Here is a 17038-nt window from a genome sequence, read left to right as displayed (position 1 = left end):
TCGCCACAACCATACCCCCTTCTAACCTAAAAACTTATTGATAAGACATCAATTATTTAAAAAGGTTTGAAAAGACAAAAAATAATTCCATTTATATGTGTAATTGAATACTGTTATGAGTTCATTTGCCCCACAAAAGTCTTTTGTTTATAATATTTTCGAAATAAGTGAACATAATCCATATAGATATATATATTTGTTCACAAATTATAAATGCTTTGGACATACTTCCGCCATCCTGTAAAAACGTACTTGTAATTGAAGATAATCACGCTATTCTGGATGTGATCACTTTAATTCTGCAAAGCGAATCTTATAAAGTGACAGGCTTAAACAAAAGTGCCGATATGATGATCCATATTGAACAGTTTAAGCCGGATCTGATTATCCTGGATATCATGCTCCCGGATGGTGATGGCCGCGATTTATTAAAAGTTCTTCGTTCAGATGCTAATACTGCTGAAATCCCTGTACTGATGATTTCAGCACGATTCACAGCAGATAACGTTCAACATGGAGAATTTAGACCCAACGGATTTCTTGCAAAGCCGTTTGACATTGATGATCTTCTGGACAGAATTGAAGGTATTCTGGCAGGAAAGCTCTATTAAGCACCCTTTCTTTTATCGAGGCTCTGCATGAGTTGCGTATAGAGGTCGTCACTACTTTCTTCTCTCGGTTTCAATTTTTTAACGGTAGCACGTTTGCCTTTGGCCTTAGCTTTAATGATCTTCAGCAGGTCTTTACTATACTCATCCTTGAAACTCTCAATGTTAAATTCTGCAGTAAACTGTTTGATTAAAGCCAATCCCATATCCAGTTCTTTTTTAGTGACCGTACTTACTTCAGATACTTCTAAATCATCATATTCCCTAACCTCTTCCTGAAAACGAATTTTAGTCACTACCAGCACATTGCCACGGGGATGGATGACACAAAGATTCTCGGTATTTCTAAAAACAAATCGTGCAACTCCGGCTTTCCCAGATTTAATTAGTGCCTTTAATAATAGCGCATAAGCTTTTTTACCCTGTTTCTCAGGCTCAGCGTAATAGGAAGTCTCGTAATAGATTGGATTAATGTCATCGATATTGACAAAATTTTCCAGTTCGATCATTTTGGTTTTTTCAGGACTGGCATCCTCAAAGTCACTATCATCAAGAATAATATATTGATCCTTGAGCATATAGCCCTTTACGATCTTATCATATGGCACTTCTTTGTTTGTACTTTCATTCACTCTTTTGAACTTGATCCTGGAATGGTCTTTACTATCCAGCATATCAAGGTCGAGATGACTGCTTTGTACTGCAGAATATAGTTTTATCGGGATATTTACCAACCCGAATCCAATAGATCCTTTCCAGAGTGTTCTCATAATCAATCGCTTTTATCTGTTTTAACAGCATCTTCTAGCAATTGTTTTACACCCTTTTATGAGGTTTCTTATTTTAAGAAGGTGACGATGTCATCTTTTGATAACTTTTGCTGCTCGCCGGTATGCATATTTTTCAGCGTGAGTATCCCGCTCTGCATCTCATCGCTTCCAATCAGGATTACAAAAGGAATGGACTTATCATCGGCATAGCTCATTTGCTTTTTAAGCTTCGCTGAGGAAGGATAAAGCTCAGCTGCAACATTGGCCTCTCTCAACTGCTGTAATAGCGGCAAAGCGTATAATTCAGCCTCTTTATCAAAATTGCTGATCAATACTTTCGTGCCCGCAGCTGCAGATTCCGGAAATAAGTTCAGTTCCTGCATTACATCATAAATCCTGTCTGCGCCAAAAGAGATGCCCACACCAGTAAGCCCTTTTAAACCGAACATACCAGTAAGGTCATCATAACGGCCACCACCGCCGATACTGCCCATTGCAACTTCATTAGTTTTCACCTCATATATACATCCAGTGTAATAATTCAGTCCACGCGCCAAGGTAATATCAAGTTCAAGGTCTGGTTTCTTAAGATTACTATTTACGAGCAGCCTCTCTACGTATGAAAATACAGTTTCTATTTCCTGAATTCCTTTCAACCCTGTTGCTGAAGCGGAAAGTACATTTTTCAAGCTATCTAATTTCTCATCGTTGGTTCCTTGTAGCAGGATCACCGGTTTGAGCTGATCGATATCCTGTACGGTAAATCCACGTTCAATCAGTTCTTTGGTAACACCCTCAAAACCTATCTTATCAAGCTTATCAATAGCAACCGTCATATCTATAATCAGGTCTGGTTTGCCAATGATTTCTGCAATACCGGAAAGGATTTTGCGGTTATTGATCTTGATCGTGAAATCTGTCATTCCAAGGTTACTCAGTGCTTCCTGATAAATTAATACAAACTCAGCTTCATTCAGCAGGCTTTCAGATCCAACAACGTCCACATCACATTGGTAAAACTCACGGTACCTGCCTTTCTGAGGGCGGTCTGCACGCCATACCGGTTGTACCTGAAAACGTTTAAAGGGCAAAGCAATATCATTCTGGTGCATGACTACGTAACGTGCAAAGGGAACAGTGAGATCATATCGTAGTGCTTTCTCACTGATCGAAGAAATCAGTGCGTTGGAATTCATGGCCGAAAGATGTCCTGCATTTGCTTTTGAGAGATAATCGCCCGAGTTCAGGATTTTGAAGATCAGCTTGTCTCCCTCATCGCCATATTTTCCAGTGAGTGTAGATAGGTTTTCCATTGAAGGAGTTTGTATCTCAGCATAACCATATTTGCGGAATACCTTTTTAATGGTATCAAAAATAAAATTACGTTTCACCATTTCCTGAGGTGAAAAGTCACGGGTTCCTTTAGCTAATGAGGGTTTAATATTTGACATGGCTGCAAAAGTACAAAAACTAAAAGGCATAAAAAAAGCTGCCGAAGCAGCTTTTTAAATATTTAAAGATTTATTAAACCAATAATCTAACAGGCTCTTCCATCAGTGCTTTGAAAGTCTGAAGGAATGCAGCTCCTGTAGCTCCGTCAACCGTACGGTGATCACAGCTCAGGGTAACTTTCATTATATTGCCTGGAACTACAGCTCCATCTTTAACAACCGGAACTTGTGAGATACCTCCGATAGCAAGGATACAAGAATCTGGTGTATTAATGATTGCAGTGAATTCGTCAATTCCGAACATACCTAAGTTAGATACGGTAAATGTAGAACCTTCCCAGTCAGATGGCTGAAGCTTTTTAGCTTTTGCACGCTGTGCAAAGTCTTTCACTTCTGCAGAAATGCGGGACAGAGATTTACCATCCGCAAAACGTACTACCGGAACAAGCAGGCCATCTTCAACAGCGATTGCCACCCCAATATTTACATGTTCATTGTAACGGATCACATCACCTCTCCATGAAGAGTTCACATTTGGATGTTGCTTTAAGGCAACTGCGACTGCTTTAACAACGAGGTCATTGAATGATAATTTTACTGGTGAAAATTCATTCATTTTACCACGTGCAGCAATTGCAGCATCCATATCAATACTCATCGTCAGATAGAAATGCGGAGCTGTAAACAAGCTTTCAGATAAACGTTTTGCGATTACCTTACGCATTTGTGATACTGGTTTCTCTGAATATTTTTCTTCACCTACATAGGCAGCCAGAACTGGTGCAGCTTTTTCTGCAGGTGCAGATCCCTCAGCAGCTTTTGCAGGAGCAGCAGCAGGCTTGAAGTTTTCAATATCTTTTTTAATGATACGTCCACCGTCAGCACTACCTGAAACCTGTGAAAGATCAATACCTTTATCCTTAGCGATTTTTTTAGCCAGCGGAGAGGCTTTCAAACGAGCGACATCAGCAGCAGGTTGAGCACTTTCCTCTGATTTAGATTCGGCAGCAGGTGCAGCAGCTTCTTTTACAGGAGCATCAGCAGCTTTCTCAGCTACCGGTTTTGCAGGAGCATCACCCTGGTTCAGGATACCACTGATGTCATATCCTTCAGGACCAACGATTGCAATGATACCGTTTACTTTTGCAGCAGCACCTTTTTCTACACCAATGTGCAGTAAAGTTCCTTCTGCATATCCCATAACTTCCATAGTAGCCTTATCGGTTTCAACGTCAGCCAGGATATCATCATTTTTAACTTTATCACCTACTTTTTTATGCCATTCAGCAATAACACCTTCAGTCATGGTATCGCTTAACAAAGGCATACGAACAACAGTTACACCTGCTTTCTCCAGGTCTGCATCTGTTACCGCAGCGCCTGCAGCTTCAGCTTTAGGTGCTTCTTTTTCTTCAGCAGGTTTTTCTGCAGGGGCTTCTTCCTTCGCAGGAGCAGCACCACCTTCAGCATCCAGAGCAGCTTTATAATCTTCTCCTTCTTTACCTATTACAGCAATTACTGCATCCACAGGAACAGCTTTACCTTCTTCTACACCGATATACAGCATAGTACCATCCCAGTAAGATTCAAGATCCATGGTTGCCTTATCGGTTTCCACTTCAGCAAGTACATCACCGCTTTTTACTTTATCGCCAACTTTTTTGTGCCACTTAGCCATTACCCCTTCGGTCATGGTGTCGCTCATCTTGGGCATTTTAACTACTTCAGCCATTCTATATTTTATATTGAAAGAGTTCTAAATTAATCCAGGATATATGGATAGTCGGTTTGTACGTATACATCAGTATATAATTCTGATGCTTCTGGCCATGGAGACTCTTCCGCAAATTTAACAGACTGATCTACGATGTCTTTTACTTTTGCTTCAATTTCTTCAATCCAGGCCTGATCAGCATACTTTTCTTTAAGTATTACTTCTCTAACCTGCTCAATAGGATCTTTAGCTTTATATTCTTCTAATTCGTCTTTGGTACGATATTTTGCAGGGTCAGACATAGAGTGTCCACGGTAGCGGTACGTTCTCATCTCCAAAAAGGTTGGGCCTTCGCCATTACGTGCACGTTGTGCAGCTTCGTCCATTGCATTGTGAACAGCAACAGGATCCATTCCATCAACAGCAGCACAAGGCATATCAAAACCTAAACCGATTTTGTAGATCTCAGTCATGTTTGTAGTACGCTCTACAGAAGTTCCCATTGCGTATCCGTTGTTTTCGCAAACAAAGATTACAGGAAGTTTCCATAACATAGCCATATTGAAGGTTTCATTCAGTGCACCCTGACGGACAGCACCATCACCCATATAGCAAACATTCAAGTTGCTTGTTCCTTTATATTTTTCTGCAAATGCAATACCTGCGCCAAGTGGAATTTGTCCACCCACGATCGCGTGTCCGCCATAAAAATTATGTTCTTTGCTAAACATGTGCATTGAGCCACCTTTACCTTTAGAACAGCCTGTAGCTTTACCGTACATCTCGGCCATGATACTATCAGCGCTCACTCCCAGTGCCAAAGCATGGGCGTGATCACGGTAAGTGGTGATCATAGAATCTCCAGGCTGAAGGGCTGAAATTGCCCCGGCGATTACCGCCTCCTGACCAATATATAGATGACAAAAACCACGGATTTTCTGTTGTCCGTAAAGTTGACCAGTTTTCTCTTCGAATTTACGCATCAGCAACATCGACTCGAACCACTTCAGATAGGTATCCTTATTAATTTCTACTGCACTCATTTTTGGCTATTGATTTTATTTATGAGAGCAAATCTACTTTTTTATTGCAATAAATCGAAGAAATAGTGTAAAATGAACGAGATGTTTACATATTAATGTGACAAACACATTTTTAAAACAAATTACATTTGCATAACATTTGTAAAATACATAATTTTGGAAACCTGACGACAAGCCCTGCGCGGTGTAAGTTTAAGTGTAAGTACTTCTTTACCCAAACTTAAAAGTGTAACATGATAAAAAAGTTTTTGTTTTCTACCTTTATTGCCTTGTGCAGCATCACAGCTTTGAATGCACAAACAACAAAAGAAACCAACAAATTAGAAGATCCTGATAATTTAGCTTCACAATATTTTTCGCAGGTAATGGGTGTTGCAGTTGATGCGACATCGAACATTAAACTTTACAAATTCGTGTACGACTGGATCGGTACTCCATACCGTTTCGGAGGCAATACCAAAAAAGGGATCGATTGTTCAGCTTTTACTAAAGCGATTTATGAGAAGGTTTTCAATACTACTTTACTGAGAAACTCAAGAGATATCTTCAGCATGGTTGATCCATTGTCTAAAGACGATTTAAAAGAAGGAGATCTTGTTTTCTTCAAGATCAAGAGCTCAAGAATTACACATATTGGAATTTACCTTGGAGATCGTCGCTTTGCTCATGCATCCTCATCAAGAGGGGTTGTAATCAGCAATCTTGACGAACCATATTATGCACGTCATTTCTACAGGGGTGGACGCATTCTGGAATCTGCAAGAAAAGAACTGATCGAAGAATAATTGATCATCACATAAATTATACTGTCCTTCTAATTATTTTAGAGGGACTTTTTTTTGATTAAACTTTAGGCATGGCGGCAGCTGCAAAAAATAAATATATCCGTATTAAATATTTATCACAAACCATCGTGGGCATGGCAATGGCCTTGATTGTAATCAGCTGCGCCGGTAGTGCAAATGTAGTTGGTCAGGAACCATCGGCGGCGGATACACTTGCCCTAAGTACAAAGGATACGATCTCCATTGTTGCTGTAGGGGATATTATGCTGGGTTCCGCCTATCGGTCGAAAGCTGACCTGCCTCCGGATGATGCCACAGGAAGCTTTAAACATGTAAAATCTTTTCTAAAAGGCGATATTGTTTTTGGGAATCTGGAAGGATGTTTTCTCGACAGCGGGAAATCTACAAAATGCAAGGATACTATTGGGAACAGCTGTTTTGCCTTTCGTATGCCCGAGCGTTATGCAGCCATTTATAAAGACGCGGGCTTTGATCTTCTGAGTGTAGCGAATAATCATGTTGGCGATTTCGGCTTTGCGGGCAGAAAGCGTACTGCGGCACTATTGGACTCTCTGAAAATTAACTACGCAGGCTTAAACAGTCAGCCCTATACAATTTTTGAAAAAGATAGTATTAAATATGGATTCTGTGCTTTCTCTCCCAATGACTTCACCCTCCAGATCACTGAAATTGACAGTGCAAAAAGCCTGGTTTCTTTCCTGAAAAAGCATGTCGATATTGTTATTGTTTCCTTCCATGGAGGCGGTGAAGGTGCAACATTTGAACACGTGCCCAAGACAAAAGAAATATTTTACAAGGAAGATCGTGGTGATGTTTATGCTTTTTCGCATGCAGTAATAGATGCAGGGGCCGACATTGTATTGGGACATGGTCCGCATGTCACAAGAGCTGTTGAAGTTTACAAGAACAAATTTATAGCCTACAGCCTTGGAAATTTTTGCACCTACGGACAATTTAATCTCAATGGCCCGAATGGCTTTGCCCCTTTACTGAATATAAAACTCAATAACCGTGGAGACTTTCTTTATGCTGATGTAGTTTCTACGAGGCAGACTAAACTGAGCCGGCTAACAATCGATCAAAACCATACAGCCCTGAAGAAGATCGTCTCCTTAACGGATTCTGATTTTGCAGGCCACCGCCTGACTTTTAGTGACAAAAAAATTAGGGTAAAGGATTAGGCTTCATCCTTTGTATTCTTCACGAGGCTGATGCCCGAGAAAAAGAAAACCACCCCGATAAGGCCGGATACAAGAAGTGCGCGCGTATTCGCATCATGTTTCACAAATCCATAGCCAGTATAAATCAGCCCGATAATACCCAGTATCGTTAATATTGTTCCGAAAGTACGTTTAATGTTCATAGTAGTTTTGTTGATTCAATTCTTCCAATACAATATCTGTGCCTCATTAATTGAACCATCTTTATATGATGAGGCTAAAATTTTGTAACTTGAAAGAGTTTAAATTAAAAAGCTTTTATTATGGGTTTAGGACTAATAATTTTCCTCGTTGTAGCTTTGGTGATCTTGTTCAGTTCGTTTGTAACGGTTAAACAGGGAACCATTGCGGTGATTACTATTTTTGGCAAGTACAGGCGACAGTTAAGTCCTGGCCTCAATTTTAAAATTCCGCTGATTGAAGTCATTCATTCCCGGATTTCTATACAAAACAGGTCGGTAGAGCTTTCTTTTCAGGCGGTAACACAGGATCAGGCAAATGTATATTTTAAAGCCATGTTGTTATATTCTGTTTTGGATCAGCATGAGGAGACAATTAAAAATGTAGCTTTTAAATTTGTAGACGCGACAAACCTGATGCAGGCACTGATCCGTACGATTGAAGGCTCCATCAGGGCCTACGTAGCTACACAAAAGCAGGCCAATGTGCTTGCACAGCGAAATGAAATCGTGATGCATGTAAAAGAACAGATTGACAAGGTACTTGAATCCTGGGGTTACCATCTGCAGGACCTTCAGCTAAACGACATTACCTTTGATGAGGAAATTATGCGCTCGATGAGTCGTGTTGTAGCGTCGAACAACCTGAAGGCTGCTGCTGAAAACGAGGGTCAGGCTTTACTGATCACAAAGACCAAGGGTGCCGAAGCGGATGGAAATGCCATCAAAATTGCAGCCGCAGCAGAACGTGAGGCTGCCCAGTTAAGGGGACAGGGTATAGCACTTTTCCGTGCAGAAGTTGCTCATGGTATGACAAAAGCCGCACAGGAAATGGAACAGGCTAATCTGGACATTTCTGTAATTTTATTTACCATGTGGACGGAGTCTATCAAGCAATTTGCTGAAAACAGCGATGGTAATGTAATCTTTCTGGATGGCTCAACAGAAGGGATGAATAAGACGATGAAGGAAATGATGTCTATGCAAATGGCTAAAAATAAAGACTCTTAGTATTAATGGATATAAAAAAAGAGCTGAATATGATTCAGCTCTTTTTTTATATCCATTAAATAACTTACTTTTTCAGTTGGATAAAATCAGCCATTACGTGCATGGTCTCATCTTCCACGAAGTCAAAGTTCTCATCTTTTTTGATTTTATCACCTTTCTTAACAGCAGGCAACCCTCTCGATGCTCTAAGCTTATTGATCTTTTCCAGATTTTTAGCTTCCAGACTATCTCTCTCTGCTTTCAGCTTGTTCTCATTTAAGGTCACTGAAGTTTCGGTATCACGTTTCTTCATATCTTCAATATCCTGTATCAGACTTTTATAGTCCAGAGATTTTTGCATCCTCTGATCATGAAGTTTTACCAGTTCAGACTTGATGCCTGAAAGATCCGCTACAGCCACAAAATTTGAACGCTGGACTTCATCCCAAGGCAATGCTGAAGGTTCCGTGTCTTCACCTATTTTCTCCAGAGGGTAAAAAGAAGGTAATACGATATCAGGCATTACACCTTTATGCTGTGTACTACTTCCATTTACGCGATAGAATTTAGCCATTGTCAGATTGATCTGACCCAATTGAGGAGTACTGTCTTTAGCGCCTTTGATGGTCAGACCTGAACCATTTGGACCTTTCTGAACTAAAGCTGCGAGACGCTGCAGAATAGAGGGATTAACCAATTTATTCAGATCAATAGATGATTGTACAGTACCCTTACCATAAGTTTGTGTCCCTACGATAATGCCCCTGCCATAGTCTTGTATTGCACCCGAGAAAATCTCAGAAGCTGATGCACTTAGTCTGTCGACCATTACACCAAAAGGGCCATCCCAGGCCACCCCTGAACGTTCATCTTCGCTCACTTCAACATTACCTTTTAGATCCTTCACCTGTACCACTGGTCCACGGTCAATAAATAAACCTGTCAGGTCTATCGCTTCTACCAATGAACCACCGCCGTTTGCACGAAGGTCCATTACTATAGCATCTACTTTATCTTTTGTTTTCAGCGTATCAATCAGTAGTCTTACATCACGTGTTGTACTTTTATAATTCGGATCACCTGCATTTGCAGCTTTAAAGTCGGCATAAAAACCGGGAACAGTGATAATACCTATTTTATAGGGTTTGCCATTCGACTGAATGGTTTTAACTTCTTTTTTCGCCGACTGATCTTCCATAACAATCTTATCCCTTATCAATTCTATAACCACAGGTTTAGAAGACATCTCATGTCCAACAGGAATAATTCTCAGTCTAACTTTGGTTCCTTTCGGGCCTTTAATTTTAGCCACAGAGCTTTCTATTCTCCACCCGATAATATCTTCAAAATCTCCCGTTGCCTGTGCTACGCCAATGATTCTGTCACCAGCGTTCAGCAGCTTGCTTTTAAAAGCAGGGCCCCCGGCGATGATCTCATCAATCTTCAGCACATCATTTTCCAATTTAAGACGTGCACCTATTCCTTCAAATGAACGGGCCATCTCTTCATTAAACTGTTGTGCATTTGTTGGGTTAAAATAATTTGTATGGGGGTCAATTGTTTCAGTAAACGCATCCATAATGGTTTGGAATACATCCTGATTATTCAGTTTAGATGATTGTGATTTTAGGTTCTGATATCTTTTTGTAAGCGTTTCTACATTTTTATTATCAGCAGTACCTGCAATGCTTAGGTTAATTAGCTCGTACTTAACCCTTTTTTTCCAGATGTCATTCAGTTCAGTTGTTGAAGTTACCCATGGCATTTTCTCACGGTCAAAAACATAGGTGTCATTCTGATTGAAATCATATTTATCCTTGATATGCGCTATGGCATAATCAAGAGTTTCATTGTATCGTTTGGAATAAACATTGAAAATATAAAAGGGAGCAGTAAGATCGCCAGCCCTGAACTGGTCGTCAAGCGTATTCCTGAATTGCTCAAATTCTTTGATGTCTGAAGCCAGGAAATAGCTTCTGTAAGGATCGAGGGCTTTAATATATTTATCCAGTATCAGAGATGAAATTGAATCATTTAGAGTTAGTTTTTTATAGTTGTAATTTTCGATCAGCGCTACAATTTCCTTACATACCAAAGCCTGTTGTTCATCAGGCTTAATATTAGGGATTCCTTCAACCAGCTTCTGTGATTTTGGAGCGGCCTGACAAGCTAAGATGGCTGCAGTTAAGGTTACCAATAATATTCTTTTCAACATCTCTTTAAATATTTTAAATTCCATTTTTATAGTAAGAACCAATATGATACCAATTTCTCAAATAAACAGAAAAGAGACAGTATAATACTGTCTCTTTTCTGTAATCTTTCCCAAATATAATCAATTCTGCGGTAAATACATGGTTCTGAACATTGTATACCGTATTGGAGAATGGCACAAACAGTTATTACCTAATATAGAAAAAAATACATATATGTTATTTACAATACTTTTTTCTTCTCTGCGATAAGGGATCTTGCTTGTTTGATCTGCCCCTTAAACTGGCTGATTCTAGAGTTCTTTGCAAAGGTCTCAGCCTTATTGATATCCCTGCTTGCCTGGACGTATTCCTTCTTCCTGATTTTAACCTGCGCCAGGCCTAAAATCGAATCTATATAAGAGGTGTTACTATTAGTTTGCCTGGCTAAAATTCCCTGCTGGGTATAAAACCACATCGACTGTGTAAGTTTGTTTGCAGCAAGGTAAATCTTTCCCAACTGACTATAGGAAGCCATCTGACCGCTCCGGTTCCCAAAACGGGAATAGGTTTTCAGGGCTACATTAAGTACTACATGTTCTGCTTCTGTATAATGTTCGAGGAGGTAATGTACATTACTTAATCTAAGCAAAGAAGCACCATAACGTGATGAATTTCCTGAGTTATTGTATTCAAATGCAGCTTTACCGAATAATGTGAGTGCATCATTCAGATCACCCATTCTCTCATTTTTTTCGGCTTCCTGAAAATAAACATCACCCTCAGCTTCTTCTGCACCAGAGGTAGCAATACTAATGGAACTACCGCCACCATTGGGATCCTGCTGGGTAAAAGTATTCGTTTGTGCGATTGCCGACGAGCAAAAAATAAGGCAAAACAACGCGAAACATAGTTTATACATGTAACAAAGATATGTCTTTTTTATTAGATCTATGTTTTTAGTTGAATACCTGCAGGTTACCATCATGTGATGCCCAAACCATATATGGGTGTGAATCTATGTGGTAAACGTCGCCCGTTGCAGCAATACCGATCACGCCGGCGAAGCCTTCTATAGCTTTCAGCTCTGCGAAAGATTTATCACAAGCTTCTTTAAGTGTAAATCCATCAGTTACACGTGTTACAATCCTGGCAGACAAGGCGATACTCACAATATCCTCTCCAACACCTGTACAGGATATTCCCGCAAAGGCATTGGCATAGTTACCGGCTACTGTTGCTGAATCACTTACACGACTTGGGATTTCAAAACCCTTGCCCCCTGTAGAGGTGGCGGCGGCAATATCTCCACTGGCATCCAAAGCGACACAGCCTACTGTACCTTTATTGTTTTGCTGGTTAAGCTTTAGTTCATATTCTGATTGACGCTGGGGGGTAATTGGATCGAAATGGGCGAAATCATTTTTCCTTGCGAAAGCGACCGCACCGTCTCCACTGAGTACGTTGTCCTCGTATCTTAGCAGGAGTGACGCTACCTGTACTGGATGCTGAACATCCTGAATATTAATTACGCCAGCAAATTTTTGAGTTTTACCATCCATAATGGAAGCGCTCAGCCTTACTTTACCATCACTCTGGATCTGCGATCCTAGTCCGGCATTGAACAGAAGGTTATCTTCCAGCAAGCTTACAGCGTATGCTACGGTCTCCAATGAAGTATGCGACTGTAAAAATTGCCAGGAAAGAGTGGCTATTTCTGCCAATGCATCCTGTTTTGCTTTTTTAGTTTCCTGATTGGTATCAGATTCACTAAAAAAACCTCCATGTATAATTAACTTCATTCGTTTAATATTGAGGGATAACTTTTGGATGATGTATCGTTAACAGATGGTCGTTCAGATCATAAGTATCACCATCGCACATGACATGAACGATCATATTTTTTATAGATACAGGTTGTCCCATCTCCACATCTGTAAGGTTTGTATCGCTCATATGGCGTCCGTCTACCAGGATGACCATTCCGGAACCGATAGCCTCCATCATGTTCCCGTTTGAAATATATAGCCCTGTGTCTTCACCAAGACCAATACCCAGTATTCCCGGACTACTGGCAGTTGCATACAACAGCCTGCCTATCCGTCCACGCTGCACAAAATGGGTATCTACGATCACGCCGTCAATAAATCCTAATCCGGCAGTGATTTTAACTTCGCCCTTCAGGAGCGCATCTTTACTGTTACCCTGATAGATCATATTTTTTGAACTCGCCGCAGCTCCTGCTGAAGTTCCAGCAATCACAATATCCTCATTCTCATATTTGTCCAGCAGGATCTGGTGTATCGCGGTACCGCCAAATATTGAAGATAGCCTCAACTGATCACCACCGGTAAAAACCAATACTTCTGCCGCTTTTACACGTTCACAGTTTGCCAGATCATTTGCCTGCTCCCTGTTGCTGATATTTAACACCCCAACATTATGTACATCCAACTGGGCAAAAGCCTTAATATACTCTTCACCAACCTTTTCAGGAACCAGAGAGGCAGTGGTAATGATCTCGAATCGCGATGCAGTATCTTTAACTGACTCTGTAGTAATACGTTTTAATATGCCTCTCTCAAAAAAATTCATATTCTGAGGAAGCCCAAATTGGGTCTCAGTAAAACTGCCGGTATTTATCGCACCGCCAATAATAATTAATTTACCTCTTGGAGCCATTTTATGTGTTTGTTATCCTAAAATTTCAAATATATATTCAATACTTTAATTATTACCATAATTCCATCAGTAATTGATAATTATTAGCAAAAATGAAATTTTAATGAAGAGTGTCCCTAAAATAGTGGACAACCATCCTATCTTTATTTTAATTAACTTGCCTAACTAAGTCTTAGCTACCTGGGAAGCGATAAACACTACTGAAAAACAAATAAATACTATATGAAAATACTCGGCATTCAAGTGCTAAGAGGACCAAATATTTGGTCGATCAACAGAAAGAAATTAATTCAGATGAGGCTGGATCTGGAGGATATGGAACAGCGTCCGACAAGTTCCATTGAAGGATTTGGTGATCGACTGGAAAAGATGCTGCCAAGTTTACACTCACACCGATGCTCCAAAGGAGAACCCGGCGGCTTTTTTGCACGCGTTAAAGAGGGCACCTGGATGGGCCATGTGATAGAACACATTGCCCTGGAAATTCAAACCCTTGCCGGAATGGATACAGGTTTTGGAAGAACGCGCATGACCAAGACCAACGGAATATATAACGTAGTATTCAGCTACCTTGAAGAAAAATCAGGTGTTTTTGCAGCCGAAGCCAGTGTGAAGATCGCCGAGGCGCTGATCGATAACCTGGAATATGATCTGGAAGCGGACATTCAGCGCTTAAAAGAATTGAGGCATTCTGAAATGCTCGGGCCAAGCACGGGTTCTATCGTAGATGAAGCGATAGCACGGGATATCCCCTGGATCAGGTTAAATAAAAGCTCGCTGGTTCAGTTGGGATATGGCAAAAACCAGGTTCGTTTCAGGGCCACCATGACAGAAAGGACCAATAGTATCGCGGTAGATATTGCAGGGAACAAAGATGAGACGAAGCGGATGCTGAAAGATTCTGCCATTCCGGTTGCCAAAGGAGTAACGATCTCAGAGATTGAAGATCTCGATGATGCCATTAAAACTGTAGGCTTCCCGCTGGTATTTAAACCTCTGGACGGAAATCATGGTAAGGGTGCCACAATTAATGTCAAAACTGCTGAAGCTGCTAAAGAAGCTTTTGAATATGCCAAACAATATTCAAGAAGAATCATCATTGAAAGTTTCATTACAGGTTATGATTTCAGAATCCTGGTGATTGACAATAAAATGGTGGCTGCAGCTTTACGCGTTCCTGCACATGTTACCGGGAATGGAATAAATACTATCCAGGAGTTGATCGATAAAGAGAATGAAGACCCGCGCCGTGGATATGGACATGAAAATGTGCTAACTGAGATTCTTGTAGACCGCGACACCCTCGATCTCCTGGAGAAAAAGAATTACTCCCTGGAAACAGTTGCCCCTAACGGTGAACTGGTATATTTAAAATCCACCGCTAACCTGAGCACCGGCGGCACTTCGATTGATGTAACTGACCTTGTTCATCCGGAGAACATCTTTATCAGCGAACGTATTTCAAGAATCATTGGCCTGGATATTTGTGGCATCGATGTAATGGCACAAAACCTTACCCAGCCCCTGACAGAAAATGGCGGGGTGATACTTGAGGTAAATGCGGCTCCAGGATTCAGGATGCATCTTGCTCCAAGTGAAGGGCTGCCAAGAAACGTTGCTGCACCGGTAATTGATATGTTATATCCTCCGGGAAAATCTGCAAGAATACCTATTATTGCAATCACAGGAACAAACGGAAAAACTACAACTACCAGACTGGTGGCTCATATTGTGAAAAGCAATGGTACGCGTGTTGGCTACACCACATCCGACGGCATCTACGTACAGAACACCTTGCTGATGAAAGGCGATACTACAGGCCCTGTAAGTACAGAATTCATACTTAGAGATCCAACAGTGGAGTTTGCTGTTTTAGAAACCGCACGAGGGGGTATCCTCAGAGCAGGCCTTGGTTTTAACCGTTGTGATATTGGTATCGTAACCAATATTCAGGAAGACCACCTGGGTATCTCAGACATTCACAATTTATCAGACCTGGCCAGAGTGAAGGGGGTAGTTATTGGCGCAGTCAAAAGAGATGGTTGGGCAGTACTAAACGCCGACAATAAGTATTGCGTTAAAATTGCTAATGACGCAGATTGTAGAGTGGCATACTTCAGCATGGATGAAAATAATCCTGTGATTGTGGATCACTGCAAAAAAGGCGGAACAGCTGCTATTTATGAGAACGGCTATATTACGATCAAAAAAGGCGACTGGAAGATACGTGTAGAACGGGTAACTCATATCCCGCTAACCTTTGGCGGAAGTGTAGATTTTATGATTCAGAATGTACTGGCAGCGACACTGGCGACCTTCCTTTATGGTTATAAGATCGAAGACATACGTATGTCTCTCGAAACATTCATTCCTTCAGCGGCACAAACGCCAGGTAGAATGAACGTGTTTAAATTCAAGGAATTTAAAATTCTTGTTGACTTTGCTCATAATCCTGATGGTTTCAACGGCATTAAAAACTACCTGAAAACTGTAGAAGCAACCGAACACATCGGCGTAATCTCGGGCACGGGTGACAGAAGGGATGAAGATATCATGGAAACTGCACGTATCGCTGCGCAGATGTTTGACAAGATCATTATCTGTCAGGAGAAGTACCTCCGCGGCAGACAACAACAGGAAATTATTGATCTGCTGATCGCTGGTATCCATGAGATCAATCCTAAAATGGAAATTATCATCAACAATGATGGCGCTGATGCATTGCAATTTTTGGTGACTACCGCTAAACCGGGTTCATTTATCACTATACTCAGCAATACTATTGACAATGCAATTGTCAGGGTTACTGAGCATCTTGACAAGGAGTTTGGAATATACAACTCTAAATAAAAACAAAAACCCCGCAAAGAAATATTCTTTGCGGGGTTTTTAATGACATGAAAAACTAAGCCTGTGAATCTCTCAGCGCCTTAATTTCATCATGTGAAGCTCTTAAATCAGCTTTCTGTTCTGTAATCAACGCCCTTGTATCAGCAGACAAACTTTCTTCTTCCAGTGCGGTTTTATAAGCTTTCTGAGCAGCATCTTCGCCAGCCTCACAGTTGCTTAAAACTGCCTTGCGATCATGACCAGTAAAGACAGCTTTAACATCCATCCAGGCACGGTATATCTTACCTGATGTAGTTGTTCCGGTTTCCAGTTCTGTTCCGCTACCCTGTACTGCCGTAGCTAAAGCCAGTTTATGTTTATGACTTTGACCAACCATTTTTACAAATAATGCTTTCAAATCGCTGTCTTCTGCCTTAAGCTCTTCAATCGCTTTCTCATAGCCAGCAATTCTGTCATTATTAATTTGGATCAGGTCGTTTAATGTTTCGGGGTTTACTGTAATATTACTCATTTTTAATAGGTTTTGATGTCCA

At 40.8% G+C, this 17038-nt stretch carries 15 protein-coding genes; 5 read left to right on the top strand and 10 right to left on the bottom strand.

Going from position 1 to position 17038, the window contains the following annotated elements; translation table 11 throughout:
- The first annotated feature begins 218 nt into the window (after window positions 1-218).
- Window positions 219-611 (top strand): response regulator, encoded by a 393-nt coding sequence (locus OQY15_RS06235; protein WP_265789064.1) that lies wholly within the window; start codon window positions 219-221, stop codon window positions 609-611.
- Here OQY15_RS06235 and OQY15_RS06230 read toward each other — a convergent pair.
- The 4 genes from OQY15_RS06230 to pdhA all read right to left on the bottom strand — a co-directional run bounded on the left by OQY15_RS06230 (window position 608) and on the right by pdhA (window position 5586).
- Entirely contained in the window at window positions 608-1378 is a 771-nt protein-coding gene (locus OQY15_RS06230) for a Ku protein (protein WP_265789062.1), read from the bottom strand. The genes OQY15_RS06235 and OQY15_RS06230 overlap by 4 nt on opposite strands.
- Window positions 1379-1446: 68 nt before the next feature.
- Entirely contained in the window at window positions 1447-2829 is a 1383-nt protein-coding gene (hisS, locus tag OQY15_RS06225) for a histidine--tRNA ligase (protein ID WP_265789061.1), read from the bottom strand.
- Between the two features lie 73 nt (window positions 2830-2902).
- Window positions 2903-4561, bottom strand: a complete 1659-nt coding sequence (locus tag OQY15_RS06220; RefSeq protein WP_265789060.1) for a pyruvate dehydrogenase complex dihydrolipoamide acetyltransferase — start codon at window positions 4559-4561, stop codon at window positions 2903-2905.
- 29 nt (window positions 4562-4590) lie between these two features.
- The gene (gene pdhA / locus OQY15_RS06215; protein ID WP_265789059.1) at window positions 4591-5586 is read right to left on the bottom strand and encodes a pyruvate dehydrogenase (acetyl-transferring) E1 component subunit alpha; all 996 of its coding nucleotides are present in this window, start codon (window positions 5584-5586) and stop codon (window positions 4591-4593) included.
- 233 nt (window positions 5587-5819) lie between these two features.
- Here pdhA and OQY15_RS06210 point away from each other — a divergent pair, with 233 nt between their 5' ends.
- Both OQY15_RS06210 and OQY15_RS06205 read left to right on the top strand, forming a co-directional pair.
- Window positions 5820-6371: an NlpC/P60 family protein gene (locus OQY15_RS06210; RefSeq protein WP_265789058.1), complete on the top strand. Its 552-nt coding sequence runs from the start codon at window positions 5820-5822 to the stop codon at window positions 6369-6371.
- Window positions 6372-6442: 71 nt separating this feature from the next.
- A complete protein-coding gene (locus OQY15_RS06205) occupies window positions 6443-7573 on the top strand; it encodes a CapA family protein (protein ID WP_265789057.1) in 1131 nt (376 codons plus the stop codon).
- Here the strand turns inward: OQY15_RS06205 and OQY15_RS06200 are convergent.
- The gene (locus OQY15_RS06200) at window positions 7570-7755 is read right to left on the bottom strand and encodes a hypothetical protein (protein WP_265789056.1); all 186 of its coding nucleotides are present in this window, start codon (window positions 7753-7755) and stop codon (window positions 7570-7572) included. The two genes, OQY15_RS06205 and OQY15_RS06200, sit on opposite strands and share 4 nt — an antisense overlap.
- A gap of 120 nt (window positions 7756-7875) precedes the next feature.
- Between OQY15_RS06200 and OQY15_RS06195 the strand changes: the two genes are divergently transcribed.
- Entirely contained in the window at window positions 7876-8802 is a 927-nt protein-coding gene (locus tag OQY15_RS06195) for an SPFH domain-containing protein (protein WP_265789055.1), read from the top strand.
- Window positions 8803-8866: 64 nt separating this feature from the next.
- Here OQY15_RS06195 and OQY15_RS06190 read toward each other — a convergent pair whose 3' ends face one another.
- The 4 genes from OQY15_RS06190 to OQY15_RS06175 all read right to left on the bottom strand — a co-directional run bounded on the left by OQY15_RS06190 (window position 8867) and on the right by OQY15_RS06175 (window position 13655).
- Window positions 8867-10996 carry a carboxy terminal-processing peptidase gene (locus OQY15_RS06190; protein ID WP_265789054.1) on the bottom strand — a complete coding sequence of 710 codons (2130 nt, stop codon included), beginning with the start codon at window positions 10994-10996 and terminating at the stop codon, window positions 8867-8869.
- Window positions 10997-11217: 221 nt separating this feature from the next.
- Complete coding sequence (locus OQY15_RS06185) at window positions 11218-11895, bottom strand: hypothetical protein (RefSeq protein WP_265789053.1); 678 nt, start codon at window positions 11893-11895, stop codon at window positions 11218-11220.
- A 37-nt stretch (window positions 11896-11932) separates the two neighbouring features.
- A complete protein-coding gene (locus OQY15_RS06180) occupies window positions 11933-12775 on the bottom strand; it encodes an isoaspartyl peptidase/L-asparaginase (protein ID WP_265789052.1) in 843 nt (280 codons plus the stop codon).
- Between the two features lie 4 nt (window positions 12776-12779).
- On the bottom strand, window positions 12780-13655 hold the full coding sequence (locus OQY15_RS06175) for a cyanophycinase (RefSeq protein ID WP_265789051.1): 876 nt from the start codon (window positions 13653-13655) through the stop codon (window positions 12780-12782).
- 222 nt (window positions 13656-13877) lie between these two features.
- Here OQY15_RS06175 and cphA point away from each other — a divergent pair, with 222 nt between their 5' ends.
- A complete protein-coding gene (gene cphA, locus OQY15_RS06170; protein ID WP_265789050.1) occupies window positions 13878-16505 on the top strand; it encodes a cyanophycin synthetase in 2628 nt (875 codons plus the stop codon).
- Between the two features lie 55 nt (window positions 16506-16560).
- Here the strand turns inward: cphA and OQY15_RS06165 are convergent, their stop codons facing one another.
- Complete coding sequence (locus tag OQY15_RS06165) at window positions 16561-17016, bottom strand: PA2169 family four-helix-bundle protein (RefSeq protein ID WP_265789049.1); 456 nt, start codon at window positions 17014-17016, stop codon at window positions 16561-16563.
- Window positions 17017-17038: the final 22 nt, after the last annotated feature.

It is taken from the genome of Pedobacter sp. MC2016-15 (assembly GCF_026239695.1).
GTDB lineage: Bacteria > Bacteroidota > Bacteroidia > Sphingobacteriales > Sphingobacteriaceae > Pedobacter.
The sequence above is the reverse complement of the archived record's forward strand: the minus strand, read 5'-3'. Positions and strand labels throughout refer to the sequence as shown.